This is a genomic window from Agrobacterium sp. CMT1 (assembly GCF_037203725.1).
GTDB lineage: Bacteria > Pseudomonadota > Alphaproteobacteria > Rhizobiales > Rhizobiaceae > Agrobacterium > Agrobacterium pusense.
In genome coordinates this window covers 22,749-39,055 of the sequence record NZ_JBBCAR010000018.1, presented here as the reverse complement: position 1 = coordinate 39,055, position 16,307 = coordinate 22,749, and the positions used below count along the sequence as shown (strand labels likewise).

The window sequence follows — 16,307 nt, the reverse complement described above, 5'->3', positions numbered from 1 at the left end:
CATCTTTTGCACATGCGCGGAGCGTGACACGCTTTGACTTCTCCAGACATTTCCCAAGCCCTGCTTTCCAGCATCGAGAACAAGAGCGCCAAAGCGGGCGTGATCGGCCTCGGCTATGTGGGCCTGCCGCTTGCCATGACGATCGCCAGAGCTGGTTTCAAGGTTGTCGGTTTCGACATCGACCCCGGTAAAATTACTGCGATAGATGCGGGTCAGAGCTATATCGAGGCGGTTTCGGATGCCGTGCTCGCAGGAGCCAGGCAAAATGACGGCTTTGTTGCGACATGCGACTTCTCCAGATTGGCCGAGTGTGACGTGATCGCCATCTGCGTACCGACGCCGCTGACGAAGTATCGCGAGCCAGACCTTTCCTATGTCGAGAAGACCTGTCACGGCATTGCCGCGCATCTGCGCAAGGGGCAGCTTGTGGTGCTGGAATCCACCACCTATCCCGGCACTACCGATGGGATTGTGAAAACCATTCTGGAGAGCACCGGTCTCGTCTCAGGTATCGATTTCTTCATCGGCTTTTCCCCCGAGCGGGAAGATCCCGGCAACCGGGACTTTGAGACGTCGACCATTCCGAAGGTCGTTGCGGGTGACGGCGAGGCCGCTGGGCAGCTGATGGCGGCTTTTTACGGATCGGTGGTCAAGAAAATCGTTCCGGTCTCGACCAATGCGACGGCGGAGGCCGTGAAGATCACCGAAAATGTCTTCCGCGCTGTCAATATCGCGCTCGTCAACGAACTTAAGGTCGTCTACGAGGCCATGGGTATCGATATATGGGAAGTCATCGATGCGGCAAAAACCAAGCCGTTCGGTTTCATGCCATTTTATCCCGGCCCCGGTCTTGGCGGTCACTGCATACCGATCGACCCTTTCTATCTCACCTGGAAATCTCGCGAATATGAATTGCCAACGCGGTTCATCGAGCTTGCAGGTGAAATCAACACCGGCATGCCACGCCACGTCGTGGGGCGGGTTGCGGAAGCGCTCGACATCCATTCCGGCAAGGCGCTCAGCCGCTCGAATGTGCTGGTCGTCGGTCTCGCCTACAAGAAAAATGTGCCCGATATTCGTGAAAGCCCTTCATTGAAGCTCATCGAGCTTGTTCAGGAGCGCGGTGGCGAAGCGGCCTATTTTGATCCGCATGTAGCCGAAATCCCGAAGACACGGGAATACAGCCACCTGATGGGCATGAAGTCCGTCTCCTGGGACAGGCAGTCCATCAGCGCTTTCGATGCTGTTCTGGTTGCGACCGACCATGACAATGTGGACTATGCCGCCCTTGCCGAATGGGCTCCGCTGATCATCGACACGCGAAACGCCTTCGCGCGCCGGGGCATTTCCGCAAGACACATCATCAAGGCCTGATAACGGACGGATCATGAGCAGACTGGACAGTTTCATTCGCCGGTTGACCGCGCAGCGTGACATTCTCAATCATGTCGCCGCCAATCTTGATATGCCGCATGAGGGTGCGCTCATGGAAATCGGCCTTGGAAACGGGCGAACTTTCAATCATCTGCGGGAACTGTTTCCGGGGCGCAGGATCGTTGCGTTTGACAGGGCCATGGGCGCCCATGCCTCGTCCGTTCCGGCAGACGAAGACCTGGTGATCGGCGAGATATCGCAGACCGCTCCCGCATTCGTCGGTGCGGAAGCGGCAATGGTGCATGCCGATATCGGCACGGGCTATCCGGAAAAAGATGCGATCACATTGACATGGTTGCCCGATCTCGCCGCCGGCATGCTGGCGAAAGGCGGCGTCGCTGTCAGCGGTCTGCCTCTCGATCATCCCCTGCTGAAACCGTTGCCGGTTCCGGAGAGCGTGCCGACGGACCGTTATTTTCTCTATCGCAAGATATAAAAGATCGGTCCGACCCCAAACTTCCGGGTCCTGTCACAAATAGCGTTCGCTCTCTTCCTCCGAGAGTAGAAACACCTTCATTTGTGAGTTTCGACCGCGAATGGCGACCTGTTCGCTTCTGAGATCGGTAATATTCTGTCCCGCCTGTATGATGGCCGGTTCGGAGACCACGATTGCGGCGCCAAATTCCTTGGCTTTGGATTCAAGCCTGCTTGCCACGTTGACGGTATCGCCAATGGCCGTCAGCGTTTTGGCAGCCCCATATCCCATGACCCCGACGATGCTCGGACCTGCGTGAATGCCAACCACCACCTCAAGACGCACGGCGAATTGTTTCTCCAGCCCTTCGTTCAGGATCGCAATATCCCGCAATATGATTGCTGCCGCCTTCATGGCATTGCGACAGGCGTGCTGGCTGTCGTCGCCTAGTCCGAAAAGCGCCATGGCGCCGTCACCGATAAATTTGTCGAGATGGCCCCCCGCCTGTTCGACGGCCTGGCCGACGATGGTGAAATAGCGGTTCAGGAGAAAGACGACATCGTAGGGCAGCTTCGCTTCCGACAAAGTCGTGAAATTGCGCAGATCGCAGAAGAGAATGGCGATCTCCTCTTCCCGGCCCGGCCGGGCCGGCTGGGCGTCCGCCGGCAGGTCACTGTGCTGGGGCGGTGAAACCAGAAGGGAAACGCCGAGATCATGGGTGGGACGCAGCTGGCAGCCGAGCCGCACATCCGAATCGGCATGGATGCGTCTTAATGTGGTTTGCTCGATGTCTCCGGGTGGAGGGAGCGGCCCCTTGCTTTCCATGACTCTCACCCGGCAGGTCGAACATCGTCCTTTACCGCCGCATACGGAATAATGCGGGATGCCTGCCAGACGGCTGGCTTCCAGAATGCTGAGGCCCGCTGGCACGCGCGCCTGCGCACCATGTTCGTAGCGGATTTCGATGGCCGTCAACCGCTGTCGCCAGCTTCTTACACCGCGCATCGCGAAGACCAGCATCACCGCGCCGGCAAAAATCGCCTCTGTCGTCCCGGTGATAAACCGGATTCGTGTTTCCATCTCCCGCTGCAGCGGAAGTTCGTCTCTCTGAACGATTGTGTCGCCCAGTCCCGGAGGGAGCGCATATTTGCGGTCGACTTCCTCGAGCCAACGGCCGGCATCGCTGAAGCCCAGCAGCGCCAGAAGCGGCAGCATTACAGCTATGGTCATGAAGATGCCGGCGATTTTCGGGTACCAGTCGCGATAACGCAGCCAGAAATAGAGGCCGATACATCCGTGTATCCAGATGACGATCAGGGCGAGACTTTGCCACGCGCCTCCCATGGGATTGTTGATCCAGAGCCGGCGGACGACGGTATAATAACCGATGTCGATGCCGTAGAGCATGTGCGACACGCGGATATTCACGGCATGGCTCAGAATGAGGAAGGGGATCGACAGGCCGAAGATGACCTGAAGCGCTTCACGAAGCGGCATGCGCAACGTTCGACGCTGGTAAAGCGAGCGCAGGACCAGGCTGACATGCACCAGGACCGAGCCGTAGAAAAGCAGGCTGCTAACAGGGTTGAGCCAGATGAGGCTGAACCATTTTCGTGCCCGTTCGGCGGTGTCGATGGAAATGAGCGCAAGGGAATGATTGAAAAGATGCGAAAAGACAAAGGCAAATATAATCAGGCCGGATAAAATCCGGGCGCGTCTCAAACTGGTTTCCGAAAAGAAACGGATCATGCAAATCCCATCGTGAGGTCGTTCGGCCCAGAATCATCAGTCGGTCGATCGTCGCGTCTTTAGTGCATGACATCTCGTGGCAATATCGTGGAGCAAACGAGCGGCGATGGTCAATTATGCGTGTTTAAGTACCCGAAGCCACCAATGACTGGTGAGGCCTCTTCAGATTTCCGGTCAAATAGTCACGCGAAGTCAAAAACACCATGACGGCGGCTATCAGATTTCGATGACCTGACCGTCCATGGCTGCGAATGCGCCGCTGAACAGGGCTTTCGCCTGTTTTTCGATCATGTCCAGCTCTTCGTCGCTGCGGCTCGGGGCATGATGGATGAAACCGACATTTTTCGCATCGGCCAACTGGGCGAGGCGGATCGCCTGCTGCCAGGACGAATGGCCATAGCCGCGATAAAGGCCCATCTCGTCATCGGTAAACATGGCGTCATAAAGGAAAAGATCGGTATCCCGGATGAGATCAAGCACAGTTTCGTCGATGCCGCCGGGCTCGTGTTCGGTATCGGTGATGATGGCGAGGGACTTTCCCTCCCAGTCCAGCCGGTATCCGACGGCGTTGCCAGGATGGTTCAGCATGCCGGTTCGGATCGAGAGGCCCGGATGGACGTCTAGGGTATCACCGGGCATGAAATCCCGCGTGTCGATTTTTGCGCAGCAAATTTCCAGCGGCACGGGAAACCAGGGCGGGCTCATGAAGTCCTTGAGCATTTCCCGTGTCGTCATGGTGCCCGCGAGATGGCCCGACCAAATCGAGACGTCATTGCAGCTATTATAGAATGGCTTGAAATAGGGAAAACCGACAATGTGGTCGTAGTGGCAATGGGAGAAGAAAAGATCGACGTCGGTAACCCCCTCCGCCCGAAGCGCCATGCCCGCAGGATGAAGTCCCGACCCCGCATCGAACAAAAGGACATGGTCGCCGCATCGAACCTCGATGCAGATGGTATTCCCACCGTATTTTCGGAAGTTTTCACCTGAAACAGGAAGCGTTCCCCGCGCCCCCCAGATCTTCACCCGAAAATTTCTGTTACTTTCCCGACCCGCAGTGTCGGAATTGAACGCCATGACACACCCCAATAACAACGGAATCTTGCACGCTTTCCTCCCATGAAGCCCGTTGTCTCTATAGATCTTATTTCCCGCCCTTTTCGGGCGGATGCCTTTACCCCTTATTCAGTCAGCATTTCATTTATATTGCAATAGTACGACATTTATTTTTCCAATATCGACCGCCGGGGGAGCATAGAATTGCCGCTTATGTTCTGGCGTTTGTCCTGGCTTTGCTGAGTTCAGCCGTCGTCTGGGTGAGACGTTCGGCCAGAACGCGCATGACCTTGATAGTGATATCGGGGAAATCAGACATCAGCTTGAAGAATTGTTCCTTGCCGATCCGAAGAGCTTCCACATTGGTGGAGGCGCGGACGGTGGCGGTTCTGACGCTGTCGCAGAGAATTGCGATTTCCCCGACAATGGCGTTGCCGGTCATTTCCGCCACTTTCAAAGTGCCAGAGGGAGAATCGACGAGAACATCCACCTTTCCGGTCAGCAGCACATAGGCCGCGTCGCCGACGTCACCCTGCCGGAACAGCACGTCGCCGGCGTGATAGGAAACGCGGTCCGATGCGAATGCGAGCAGTTTCAACTTGGAGGGTTCCATTTCGGAAAAAAACGGCACCCTTTTCAGCATCTGAATTTCGTCTTTGAACAGCATTGCCTTACCCTGTTATTGTTCCACCTCGGTCACATTCTTGGAATTATGTCGCGACCATCTCCTTGAATGTACCGTTTTCCTCGACCAGAGTCTCGTAACTTCCGTCAGCGGTGATCAGCCCCTGATGAACAACGATGACCCTCTCGAACATGCGCGAGAGGTGCGCATTCGACAGAACCCATATGATCGAGGGGTTATTGTTGTTCTGTTTCAGGAGTGTGATGACCCTTTCAACAATTTCTTCCTGCTGTCTCGGGTCGAGGCCCGGAAGCGGGCGGTTGAAGACGTAAATGTCGGATTTCCGGATCAGCGCCCGTGCCAGATTAAGCTTCTGGCGCTGTAGCGGGCCTAGCCGCTTGCCGCCTGCACCCAGATTGAAATCCAGACCCACTGCCAGCACCCGTTCGTAAACGCCCTGCTTGCGCATGACGTCAGCAACGATGCGGGTGATGCGCCGGGAAGCATCGGTGTAGCGGTGGCTTACCTTGCCAAAGAGGATATTATCCAGAAGACTGGTGGCGCTCATGTATTTGGTCGGATCGTAGATTTCGATCACGTTTTTCAGACTGTCGGGCAGCTTCTCGTGGAACATGTGCCGGACCTCGACGATGCGGTTCATGATTTCCGGCGTCAGCAGGCCGAAACGCTGGCGGGGCTCGATATAGAAGAAGCTCAGCCGCAGCATCGCGCGTTTTTCGCTTTCATTGGCCTCGTCGAAATTCCGGCCCTGAAGGCGTTGCAGCATCTGCTGATAGACCGGAATATCGTCAGGCGTCATGAAGGTGAGCTGCTGGAAGAAGGGGTGATCCCCCGGCAGATCGGCGAAGATTTCCACGATGTTCTCGGCGATCGTGTAGCCCATTTCGAACAGGGTTTTGACCAGGCCGGTCTCGCGCATCAAAGAGCGGAAATAGTCGCTTTCGATGACCGTCCTGATTGACTGGGACGAGTCCCGCATGGTGCCGAAAAGCAGGTTTTCGCCGACCGTCGCCTCGCTATTGTAGCTCTCCAGCTCGAAAGGCGCGATCAGGCCGCTCAGATTTTCCTTTTCCAGCTCGGCGCGCAGGACATGTCGCAATTCAACGATCCGGGCGGCGAGATGCAGGTCTGTCAACGGGTCGATCGACGATCGCAGGGCGAATTCCAGAATATCCTGCGACAGTTCCACACTGTCGAGAACAGCTAGGATGGCCTGTATGAGATTTTCCGGTTTGCCGTCGCCTGCCGGACTCGAAGCATAATCGATCCATTCGCTGTTGATGTCGATCAGCGGATTGCCGGCCATCTTCGCTTCACGGATTTCCCATTTGCGATGGTCCAGCGCCGCGCCCTCATAGTTTTTCTCTGCAAGCGGCGCGTGTTTGAGACCGTATAGCAGGTTGTCCTTCAGGCTGGCATGGAAGAAATAGCTGTCCGAGGACACGTAGGAGATGCGCCGTCCCGTCAGCGATTCCGGCAATTCCAGAATGTCGACGTCGTTGATGCTGATCTTGCCTGAGCTCGGCCAGAGCGTGCGGCCTATCGCATCCGCCAGTGCCTCGCCTCCGGCACCACCGACGATGGCGATAACCTCACCCGGCTCGATCTTGAGGGATGCCTGTTCCAGAAGCCGGCTGCCGCTATCGTCTTCGAGCGTCAGATTGGCGACGACGAGCGGTGCGGCGATGGCTGCGACGGCACCGGGAGAAAGTTTCTGCACCTTCTCGTCGATCATGTTCGGCGCATCGAACTGTTCGAAGACCTGCTCGTACTTTACCTGCACATCCTGCCGGGCCTGATCCCAGTCGATCAGCTCCTTCAGCGGCCCTGGCAGTTCCTTATAGGCGTTGATGACGGCGACCAGCTGCCCCACATCGAGGCTGCCCTTCAGGGTCAGATATCCGCCCAGCGCATAAAAGAAGAAGGGGGTCAGCTGGGCAAGGAAGTTATTGATGAATTTGACCAGAAACTTCCACTGGTAGAGATCGTAGCGAATCTTGAAGATGTCGCCGAGGCGATGCGAAGCATCCGCACGCTCGTAATTGGACGTGTCATAGGCATGAATCGTGCCGATGCCGTCGACCATTTCACCGATACGTCCGGCGAGCTGGCGTGCACTCAGCTGCCGCTGACGGCCGAGTTCGATGAGGCGGCGGCGCATCTTGGGAATGATGCCGACCTGAATTGCCGCCATGAAGGCCGCGATCAGGCCGAGCCAGAAGTTCTGCACGAGAATGAAGAAGAGGGCGGAGAGCGCCTGGCCGCCGAGAAGGGCCGGCTGCACGAAGGCGTCGCCGGTAAAACCGCCGAGCGGCTCTACCTCGTCCTTCACCATGCTGGAGATTTCAGCGCCCTTCACCCGTTTGAAATGGCTGGGCGGAAACCTCAGGATCTTGTCGATAAGTTCGAAGCGAATACGCCGCAGAAGCCGTTCGCCAAGCCGGCCCTTGTAGGTATTGATGTAATATTTGAAGAGCCCATTGATGATAACAAGCGCAAGGAACGTCAGGCTGAGCGCCATCAGCATCGACATGCGGTTGAGCTCAAGCCCCGGGAACAGGGTCACGGTGCCCCAATAGGGGATATCGACCGTGAGATGCATGAAGAGCTGGGTTGCATTCGCTCCTTCGAAGCCGTCTCCCTGAATGGGGCCGTTGACGATCTGCTTGGGCAGGTCGAAGGCGAGGAAATAAGGGATCATGGACAGGGCGACGATCAGCAGGATGAAAAGCTGCTGCCGCTTGGTATGCGACCAGATGTAACGCGTAAGGCTTTGTTCCATATAAAACTTCTATGACCTGTCGGGGCGGGCCCGGCGTGTTGGTTTGCGCGGTGTCTAGATGATCCGGCGGCCGGGTGGCGCAACCTCCTCCTGCAGATAGGTATGTGACTCGCTATTTATCAGCATATTCAAGCGGTTTCGAGAAAAATAGCGGCTCAAACGCGACCTGTCGCCACGCGAAGCCATTCTGTCTGCATCGCATGCGTTTTTGTCGATCCAGACGACATGGTATTTTTAGGATTCTCTAATGTTATTGTTTTTATTGTAGAACAGGCATTAAGACACTTCGGTATAGTAATCCCGTAATGGTTGAGCCCGACGCTGGCGCAATGGTGGCAAGGTCTATGGCAATAGATATTTCAGAGCATACAAGCAGCAATTCTTCCCTCGATGCATTATTGCTTTCCGGCATTGCGGCGGACGGCACGATCGCCCGTCCGGTTTCCTTTGACGGGCTTGCGGGTATTTTTCATCCGGCACGCCAGGACTTGCGGCAGGAACACGCCGTTCTTTTTGTCAGTCCGTGGGGCATGGAGGAGCTTTGCAGCCGCAAGTTCCAAAGGGTTCTGGCCGAACGGCTTGCGGCTTGCGGCGTCGCCAGCCTGCGGTTTGACTATCTTGGCACCGGAGATGCACTTGATCCGGAAGATGCGAGCCGCGTGGCGGACTGGCTTTCCGATACGCGGGCGGCGCTGAACTATCTCAGGCGCCTCTCCGGATGCTCGGGCGTGGTCGTCATAGCCCAGGGCCTCGGTTGCCCGATCGCTGCCGAGGCGCTTGCCGGAGCCGCCAGCTCCATGGCGTTTCTGGCACCCGTCGTCTCAGGACGTGCCTATCTGCGCGAACTGGCGATGTGGTCTTCGATGATCGACGATGGACTTGGCCTGCGTGCCAGCCAACGCATGCCACAGGCAGGTGCAATCGCCGGCATGGCGATGCCAGCCGGTGTGGCCGATACCGTCAAGAAGATCAATCTTTCGAATCTCGATGCCGCTCCGGCTCGCCGCATTCTCGTTCTGTCGAGGCCGGGCCGCGTCACGGACGGTGATTTCGCCACACACCTCACCGCAATCGGCGGTGAGGTGGAGGAGGCCGAATTTTCGGGCTATGACGATCTCGTTTCCAGTCCCACGCTGTCGAAAATATCGGAAAATGTGGTGAGCCGGCTGGTGGGCTGGGTCTCTTCTCAGACACAGGCCTCAGGCTCCGCGGCCTGCCCGGCTGATTTCGTCATCAACGCGGCGCAGCGCGGTCAGGGTTTTTTCGAACAGCCGGTGCAGTTTGGTGAGGGCGGGCGACTTTTTGGCGTTTCCTGCACACCGCACGACCGGCGTGCGGTCTCCTCGGTTCTGCTGCTCGGGGCGGCCTATGACCGGCACGCGGGCTGGGGCAGGCTTTCGGTGCAGATCGCCCGGGCGCTTGCCCGGGAGGGCGTCGCTTCCCTCCGTTTCGATGCGGCCAACATTGCCGATAGTCCGCCGGTAAAAGGCGTGCCGGATCAGGTTCTTTACGATGCCGCGCAGAATGACGATGTGTCCGCCGCGCTCGATTTCCTCGAACGGGGCAGCAATGGTCCGTTCATCGCGGCGGGCCGATGTAGCGGCGCATACCTTGCCTTTAATGGCGCGCTTGTCGATGACAGGATTGAAGCGGTGGTTGCTGTCAACCCGGTTGTCTTCCACTGGCGGAAAGGCCGTTCGGTCGATGAGGCGTTGCACAAGCGGCCCCGCTCCTTTGGGGAATACAGTCAGCGCTTTCGTCAGGGCGCCACGTTCAAGCGTCTCATCAGCGGCGATGTGGATGTTGTCAGTGCCGGATTGAATATCGTCAAGGCGACGATGAAGAAGCTTTCGACAAAAACGGCGAGGCTGTTCCGCCGTGGCAGCGAGGAAGGACGGGCCGTATACCGCGCTTTCGATCTGCTGAAGGCAAAAGGGACTGCCGTCAATCTGCTTTACAGCGATAATGATGATGGTCTGGAGCATTTCCGCTATTATTTCGACGCCGAAGGGCAGGGGCTGTCCGCCTATCGAAATGTGTCGCTGACCATTATCCCCGATGGCGACCACAACCTCTCCACGCCTGAGGCGAAGAGAACCTATATGGAGACCGTGACGCGGGTGGCCCTAAAAGGAAAATCGTCGTCTGGACCCCAATGACACCACGTCACCGGAAGGAGGCGTCTGAGATCCTACGGTCTCCGGCACAAGGCCGATCTTTCTGCTCTCGTCGGGGGCAAGGTGGAACCAGTTTTCCGAAGCGCGGTAACCTTCTGCGGCAACATGGACGGACTGCGCCAGACGGTCGGTGCCGATCTCAAGCGACCAGATATCGTTGTTTTGGCTGATGGCGACCTGGAGGTTTGCCGCGTGCAGCGCCTTTTTCCGGCCGAGCGGAAAATGGAATGCATCAGCAATGACTTGTCCGGTCGCAACGTCGCGAAGCCGGGCCACCGTGACATCATGGGACGGCGGGCCGAAACGGTAAGTGTAGGTCGTATCGAAAAACGCCCCGAACAGATCAGTCGCGGCAATCGTCTGGCTCTGTCGCGATGACAGCGTGATCGATCGCTTGGCATGAACGACGGGCTGGGCGCCGTCGCGCAGGCAGGTGAGTTCGAGCATGCCCTCGAAGGTGTTGCCGGTCTCGTTGATCAGCTGAATGTCCAACCCGTTCGTGCCCTCGTCGAGCAGATTGACCTGGATGGGGCGAAACGCCCTTTTCAGCGCATGCCAGACGGATTTCGGCCTGCCGGTGGCATCGATGATACCCCAGCCTGCACCGGGAAGGAGGTCCTGCAGGGTCCAGACAAGAGCGCCCTGGCAGGATGAACCGCTGCGCCGCCATTCGGCGAAAGTCGCCTCCATGACTTCGGCCGTCGCGGCCCGGGACATGTCGAGATAAAGACCGCCGTCTTCTCGCCGCAGAACGTCCGGTTCGACATCGTAAAGCAGCTTCAGATAGTGATCGCGAACATCCTCGAAATCCCAGGCGCCGCCGCGATCGCGCGGTGCACGCGCTTTCCACCGTGGATCGTGCACGGCCACGCCGGGTAGATACCTGTCCAGCGTTTCCTGTTCGGGAACATTGGCGAAGGCCAGGCACTCGGCGGCAAAGCGCAGACCGGCGCGACGCGCATCTTCCAGCGGACGGCAATAGGCGCCGACGCCGTAATAATGGCCGACCCCGGTGTTCGGAAAAAAGGGCAATGCGCCGCCGGAGGGGGAATTGGCGACATAGGCCGCGTCCGGCCGCTTGTCGGCAAGAAGTTCCGGCAGAACCTCCTCGGTCAGCGTTCCCTTCCATATCTGTTCCGGAAGGCCGAGCATCGCGCCCTGCTGGTACATTTCACTGCCACCGCAAAAAATGGCGAGCGATGGAGAAAGCGCGGTGGCTTCAAGGAACTGCGAGATTTCCGTGACGATGTGCTGGCGCAGACTCTCGTCCCTTGCCGGATAATCGAAATTGGCGAGCATGGCGTCCTGCCAGACCATGATGCCGAGTTCGTCGCAAAGTGCGAAGAATTCCGGGGTCTCATAGGTCATGGTGCCGCCGATGCGGATCATGTTCATGCCCGCTTCCGCTGCTTTTCGAAGCCATGGCTCGTAGTCCGGCCTCATTCCCGGCAGGCGCACGATGTCCGCCGTCGTCCAGACCGCGCCACGGCAGAACACCGGTTGACCGTTCACCCTGAGGCTGAAACCTTTACCGTCTTCGCCGTGATCGATCTCGACCTGCCGGAAGCCCGTGCGTGCAAGGCGATGTTGCGTGCCGTCCAGCTCAAGAACGACGTCATGCAGAGTTGGCCTGCCATGCGTGTGTGGCCACCATTGCTCCACATCAGTTATGCGCAGTTCGCCGGAAAGTGTGCCGCCTTCGTCTAGAGAAAGATCGGCGCTGTAACCGGCGCAGCCAAGCTTTGCCGACTTTATCGGGCGGCTACCTTGTAGCGCGATGCTGACCGTTCCCGTTCCGGCCCCGTCCAGCGAAGATTGCAGCGTGCAGAGAATTCCGTTCTGCCGTATCAGGCTGATGGGTCGCCATGGGCCGGCGGGGTGTATTTCCGGGCACCATCCAGGCATATAACCCAGTGCAGTGGTGCGGATCAGCCGCAGCCCCTGCGTATTCATCATTTGCGGCCGCCAGCGAGCGCGGGGACCGGTTTTTTCAAGTCGGGGTGCCAGCGCTCTGAAGCAGATCGCGAGTTCATCCGCACCCGTTAGTTCCACAGGCACTTCCAGTCTTTCAAACATGCTTTGGCTTGCCGCGATCAGCTCACCGTTGAAGAAGATCTCCGCGATGGTGGAAAGACCGTCGAAGCGCAGGGTGGCACGCTCCCGGACATCGGAAATCATCGTCAGCCTGTACCAGGCGTCCCTGCCATTGAGGGGCGTCGGAGCGAGGCGGTCGAACTTTTCAGCGGCTTCCAAAGCCTGCGCCACGGTTCCGGGAACGGAGACATGGAGGCTTTCGAGCGAGGCGGGAATATCGGAGGGCGTTTCATAGGCATCGGCGGGCGTCAGCGCCAGCGTCCAGCCTTCGCTCAGCAATTCCTCGCTTTCACCCGGAAGATAGGTCCTCACGCGGCCTCGCTGGCATCAGACAGTTTTTTGCCAAGGCTTTGCATCAGACCATCCCATGCATCCGCGGCCGGATCGAGAACGGTGGCCAGCGCATCGAATTTGCGGCGGGTGACGGCGCGCGCAAGCTGGAACTGCACGGTCTTGGCAACCTCGGAGATTTTTAGCGCGTGGTTCTTTGCCTCAGAAAAACTATCCGCGTCCAACCATTCGAAGTGGCTTGCCGCCAGTTCGAAATTGGCACCTAGTTGGCGTAGCGTATTGAACGCGTATTTGTGGAAAAACCCGAAGGGCCGGTCTGCGACCTTTTCCACCTGTGCCGGAAACACCTTTGCAAAGGCCCGGACCGGGTTCGAGGAAGGTCGCCGGGAAAAATGAAACTTCAGGAGCCGTTCGGCGGTCTTGCGAACATGCGCCGGCGAAGGATTGCCGTCCGCGAATTTCGCAAATTCCGTATAGGGCAGGAAAGGCGGGTCGGTTTCAGCCAGATGATGCTGGAAAAGCCCGTCAAAGTCCTCGCCGGAGAGATGGAAGAAGCCGGCATTGTGGAAATAGTCGAGTTCCCGCTTTTCGAGATCGAGCCGGTTGATGGCGATCGTGGTCTTGCCGTGTTCCTTGCGGTAGCCCACCCCATGGGTATCGGGCATATAGAAACTGTCCATCTCGATCAGACAGATGCGGCCGCGTTCCAGCTGCGCCTCGATGTGGTTTTCCACCTTATCGAAGATCGCAAGCTCGGTGGCGCGAACGCCATAAAGGGCTTCGAGGTCTTCCAGCGGCACCTTGAAGAAGGTGAACTGGTCGCCTTCGAAGTCCTGCGTCAGGGTGAAACCGAACATGGCTTCCGGGGATAAGCCTTTCGAGGCCAGCACCTCGATCCATAAATCAATATAGCAATTGGTTTCCGGCCACATTCTTTCGGAAGAATGAAGCGGATGCTGCACATAGTTTTTGGGATCGAGACCGGGAAAAATCTGCTGCATGGATAATCAGCCCCAGAGTGTTTCCACGACTTTCGCAGGCCATTTCTTCACGTCGAGACCGTGATGGGCAAACAGTGCCAGCGCGATGCGTTCAAGGCCGAAACCGACGCAGGCGGTGTGGGCGACATCGCCATTATCGAGGTTCAGACCCCATTTCTGGCCGAAGGCGTCCTGATGGTAGTTAAAGCTCATGCAGGCTGTCGGGCTGGTCGTTGACGTGACCGGGATCAACAGTTCGAATTTCAGGTTCTGATCGCGCTGGTTGTTGGCGAGCATCTTGCCCGCGCGGCCGAAGAATGGATCGTTGGCGATATCGATGGTGACGTCGAGCCCGACCGCTTTCATCATCTCGACGCCGCGATCCATCCAGGTCTGGCGGAATTCGGTGACGTTGGCCTCGGTGCCCATGCAGACGTATTCGCGCATGCGGAATAGCTGCTGGCGGGCCGGATCCTTGGAGGGCTCGTGGCGGAAGCAATAGGACTGGATGTCATAGAGACCGCCGCCGGCAGGCAGCGCGCCACGCTTGGCGATCGTTGGATAAAGCGGGTAGCAGGCCGCTGGCGTTAGTACTATATCGGTGGCTTTCTGGTCCTTGGTCCAGTCGCCGCCCTCATCCATGGTCTTCAGCAGGCTGACATGGTCCAGTTCGCAGCCGCAAAAGGAATGGACCGTGCCGGCGAGCTGCGGGAAGCTCTTCATGTAACCGCTTTTTTCGAAATAGGCGCGGTTGATGCCGGGCGGGAAACGGATCGCTTCGGCGCCATCGGCGCCACCGGTGCGGTCGATCAGCCGCTCGAAGGCGGCAATCACGTCCTCGAACTGGCCGCTGCGTCCATAAAGACCGTCCACACCCGTTTCAATCAGCAGGCCTTCTTCGAACAGTCGATCGAGGAACGATGTTTGCATGTCCATGGTCTTATCCCAAAAGGCTCGTATCCTGCCTGTGAACCAGCAGGAGATTGGCGGAATTGCCGAGAATGCGGTCGTTGGAAATCATCAGGCGGGCGGAATGCGCGTCGCGCAGATGCCGGCCGAGGCTGTAGGGCGTGCCATTCTTGTAGCCCATGATGCCGCAGACCAGCATGGCGTGGTCGATGATCTCGAGAATGGTTTCCGAAGAGCAGATTTTCACATTGTTCATGGCAACGGCAAAGGCCATCGACATCAATTTTTCCGGATCGCTCTTGGTGTCCTCGTAGGCCTTGATGCCGGCTATGATGTTGGATTTCACCACCTGCAGCTTGGTGGAAACCTCGGCAAGGCGGATCGCGCCGGGAGGAGCCGTTCCGGGCGACTTGCGGGCCGCAGCTCTGACAAAAGATTGGGCGCGCAGCACCGCATCCGACGCGATACCATACCAGACGGCGCTCCACAGCAGATGCGAGCTTGCAAGCATGGATTGCGCAGCGATTTCTGCGAAAGGTTTTGGGAAAATCTGCGCCGCCGGCGCTTCGCCGCGGAACAGGAAGCCGTCCGAACAGGTGCCACGCATGCCGAGCGTATCCCAGACATGGGTCTTCTCAAGCGTATACTGGTTTTTCAGGAAGACGGTCATCACCTGATCGGCGGGCGCGGCATCCTTGTGGGCGCGCGACGTAATCAGGATCGCATCGGCGTTGCTGCCGTAAGAAATGACCGTGGCGTCCTTCTCCAGCCGGCAGCTATCACCTTCGACTTCGATTGCGCAGATGGAGTTACGCAGATTGCCGCCGATGCCGCCTTCGGTGGTGGCGGAACCTAGCAGAAGCTGGCCGCCGGCGACGCGGCGCATGAAGTCGGCGTGCCATGCGCTCGCCTCTCCATGTTCCACAAGGCTCGACAGTTTGATGTGGTGCATGGCGAAAATCATCGCCGTTGCCGAACAGGCCTGCCCAAGCCGGGCGCAGATATCGGCGATTTCCTGAAGGGAGGCACCTTCGCCGCCCAGCAGTGAGGGGACCTGTATGCCGAGCAGACGTTCCTGCCTCAGTGCATCAACGGCTTCCTGCGGAAAGCGGCCGGTGACATCCACCTCGTCCGCATATTTGGCGGCAATTACCGCGACACGGCGCGCGCGCGCGGACAGCGTTTCATCCTGCGGCGCGACGGTGACGTTCATCAGGCTGCCTCTTTACCATCGAGAATGAGTTTAACAGTGTCTTCAATGGCCTTGATGCTGGCGAAAGACTTGCGGTTCAGCAGATTGTCCGGGAATTCGATATCGAATGCTTCTTCGATGCCGAGCATCAATTGCACCGATGCAAAGGAAGAAAGGCCCGCCGCGTAAAGATCGGCTTCATCTGCAATCGTATCGACGGGGGTTGGAAGCTGGCCGAATTTTGCCAGTATTTCACGTATAGTCGCATTCATTCCGACGTATCTCCCATGAATTTCACATCAGGATGGTTTGTGCTTATGGTTACGTTGCAAACGATAATATTCGCCTAAACCGTTAGGTTAATTACAACTAACGGCAGCATGCGCCATTCCCGCACCTTTGCCAAGCATGGATCGCCGGTCTTGACAAAAGCCTAAGGGTGTTTTTTGCTGGGGCCATTCACCAGGGGTGTCCCGTCAAGGGGCTGAGATTCTGCTTTCATGCGCAGTGACCCGTTGAACCTGATCCAGTTCATACTGGCGTAGGGACGGTGCAAAGACCTGATGTCGGACGGCGCATGGC

At 57.8% G+C, this 16,307-nt stretch carries 12 protein-coding genes and 1 riboswitch; of the genes, 3 read left to right on the top strand and 9 right to left on the bottom strand.

The window, feature by feature from the left end; all coding sequences use genetic code 11:
• The first annotated feature begins 33 nt into the window (after window positions 1–33).
• Both WA845_RS21440 and WA845_RS21435 read left to right on the top strand, forming a co-directional pair.
• Complete coding sequence (locus WA845_RS21440; protein WP_162719102.1) at window positions 34–1,374, top strand: nucleotide sugar dehydrogenase; 1,341 nt, start codon at window positions 34–36, stop codon at window positions 1,372–1,374.
• 13 nt (window positions 1,375–1,387) lie between these two features.
• The gene (locus WA845_RS21435) at window positions 1,388–1,870 is read left to right on the top strand and encodes a class I SAM-dependent methyltransferase (RefSeq protein WP_022556902.1); all 483 of its coding nucleotides are present in this window, start codon (window positions 1,388–1,390) and stop codon (window positions 1,868–1,870) included.
• Between the two features lie 33 nt (window positions 1,871–1,903).
• Here WA845_RS21435 and WA845_RS21430 read toward each other — a convergent pair whose 3' ends face one another.
• The 4 genes from WA845_RS21430 to WA845_RS21415 form a co-directional block, all read right to left on the bottom strand.
• Window positions 1,904–3,598 carry an adenylate/guanylate cyclase domain-containing protein gene (locus WA845_RS21430; RefSeq protein WP_337322569.1) on the bottom strand — a complete coding sequence of 565 codons (1,695 nt, stop codon included), beginning with the start codon at window positions 3,596–3,598 and terminating at the stop codon, window positions 1,904–1,906.
• Between the two features lie 216 nt (window positions 3,599–3,814).
• Entirely contained in the window at window positions 3,815–4,675 is an 861-nt protein-coding gene (locus WA845_RS21425; protein WP_004443679.1) for an MBL fold metallo-hydrolase, read from the bottom strand.
• Window positions 4,676–4,865: 190 nt separating this feature from the next.
• Window positions 4,866–5,321 carry a cyclic nucleotide-binding domain-containing protein gene (locus WA845_RS21420; RefSeq protein ID WP_004443676.1) on the bottom strand — a complete coding sequence of 152 codons (456 nt, stop codon included), beginning with the start codon at window positions 5,319–5,321 and terminating at the stop codon, window positions 4,866–4,868.
• A gap of 43 nt (window positions 5,322–5,364) precedes the next feature.
• Window positions 5,365–8,082, bottom strand: coding sequence for an ABC transporter transmembrane domain-containing protein (locus tag WA845_RS21415; RefSeq protein ID WP_112553239.1), 2,718 nt, complete (start codon window positions 8,080–8,082; stop codon window positions 5,365–5,367).
• A 344-nt stretch (window positions 8,083–8,426) separates the two neighbouring features.
• Between WA845_RS21415 and WA845_RS21410 the strand changes: the two genes are divergently transcribed.
• Window positions 8,427–10,241 carry an alpha/beta fold hydrolase gene (locus WA845_RS21410; protein ID WP_337322568.1) on the top strand — a complete coding sequence of 605 codons (1,815 nt, stop codon included), beginning with the start codon at window positions 8,427–8,429 and terminating at the stop codon, window positions 10,239–10,241.
• Here the strand turns inward: WA845_RS21410 and WA845_RS21405 are convergent.
• Genes WA845_RS21405 through WA845_RS21385 form a run of 5 tightly spaced genes read right to left on the bottom strand, consistent with a single transcriptional unit; the run spans window position 10,209 to window position 15,997 of the window.
• Entirely contained in the window at window positions 10,209–12,665 is a 2,457-nt protein-coding gene (locus WA845_RS21405) for a glycosyl hydrolase 2 galactose-binding domain-containing protein (RefSeq protein WP_112553243.1), read from the bottom strand. The two genes, WA845_RS21410 and WA845_RS21405, sit on opposite strands and share 33 nt — an antisense overlap.
• A complete protein-coding gene (locus tag WA845_RS21400) occupies window positions 12,662–13,645 on the bottom strand; it encodes a DUF1839 family protein (protein WP_006699104.1) in 984 nt (327 codons plus the stop codon). The genes WA845_RS21405 and WA845_RS21400 overlap by 4 nt, the downstream gene beginning before the upstream one ends.
• A gap of 6 nt (window positions 13,646–13,651) precedes the next feature.
• Window positions 13,652–14,560, bottom strand: coding sequence for an amino acid--[acyl-carrier-protein] ligase (locus tag WA845_RS21395; RefSeq protein ID WP_004443662.1), 909 nt, complete (start codon window positions 14,558–14,560; stop codon window positions 13,652–13,654).
• Between the two features lie 4 nt (window positions 14,561–14,564).
• A complete protein-coding gene (locus tag WA845_RS21390) occupies window positions 14,565–15,746 on the bottom strand; it encodes an acyl-CoA dehydrogenase family protein (protein WP_337322567.1) in 1,182 nt (393 codons plus the stop codon).
• Window positions 15,746–15,997, bottom strand: a complete 252-nt coding sequence (locus WA845_RS21385) for an acyl carrier protein (protein ID WP_003504852.1) — start codon at window positions 15,995–15,997, stop codon at window positions 15,746–15,748. The genes WA845_RS21390 and WA845_RS21385 overlap by 1 nt, the downstream gene beginning before the upstream one ends.
• 182 nt (window positions 15,998–16,179) lie before the next feature.
• Window positions 16,180–16,291, top strand: a riboswitch (TPP riboswitch).
• Window positions 16,292–16,307 lie beyond the last annotated feature (16 nt).

Bases quoted from the DNA above. Each gene is read 5' to 3' on its own strand.
- WA845_RS21410 (WP_337322568.1), top strand. From the start codon at position 8,427: ATGGCAATAGATATTTCAGAGCATACAAGCAGCAATTCTTCCCTCGAT.
- WA845_RS21400 (WP_006699104.1), bottom strand. From the start codon at position 13,645: ATGCAGCAGATTTTTCCCGGTCTCGATCCCAAAAACTATGTGCAGCAT.
- WA845_RS21390 (WP_337322567.1), bottom strand. From the start codon at position 15,746: ATGAACGTCACCGTCGCGCCGCAGGATGAAACGCTGTCCGCGCGCGCG.
- WA845_RS21435 (WP_022556902.1), top strand. From the start codon at position 1,388: ATGAGCAGACTGGACAGTTTCATTCGCCGGTTGACCGCGCAGCGTGAC.
- WA845_RS21395 (WP_004443662.1), bottom strand. From the start codon at position 14,560: ATGGACATGCAAACATCGTTCCTCGATCGACTGTTCGAAGAAGGCCTG.
- WA845_RS21425 (WP_004443679.1), bottom strand. From the start codon at position 4,675: ATGGCGTTCAATTCCGACACTGCGGGTCGGGAAAGTAACAGAAATTTT.
- WA845_RS21430 (WP_337322569.1), bottom strand. From the start codon at position 3,598: ATGATCCGTTTCTTTTCGGAAACCAGTTTGAGACGCGCCCGGATTTTA.
- WA845_RS21415 (WP_112553239.1), bottom strand. From the start codon at position 8,082: ATGGAACAAAGCCTTACGCGTTACATCTGGTCGCATACCAAGCGGCAG.
- WA845_RS21420 (WP_004443676.1), bottom strand. From the start codon at position 5,321: ATGCTGTTCAAAGACGAAATTCAGATGCTGAAAAGGGTGCCGTTTTTT.
- WA845_RS21385 (WP_003504852.1), bottom strand. From the start codon at position 15,997: ATGAATGCGACTATACGTGAAATACTGGCAAAATTCGGCCAGCTTCCA.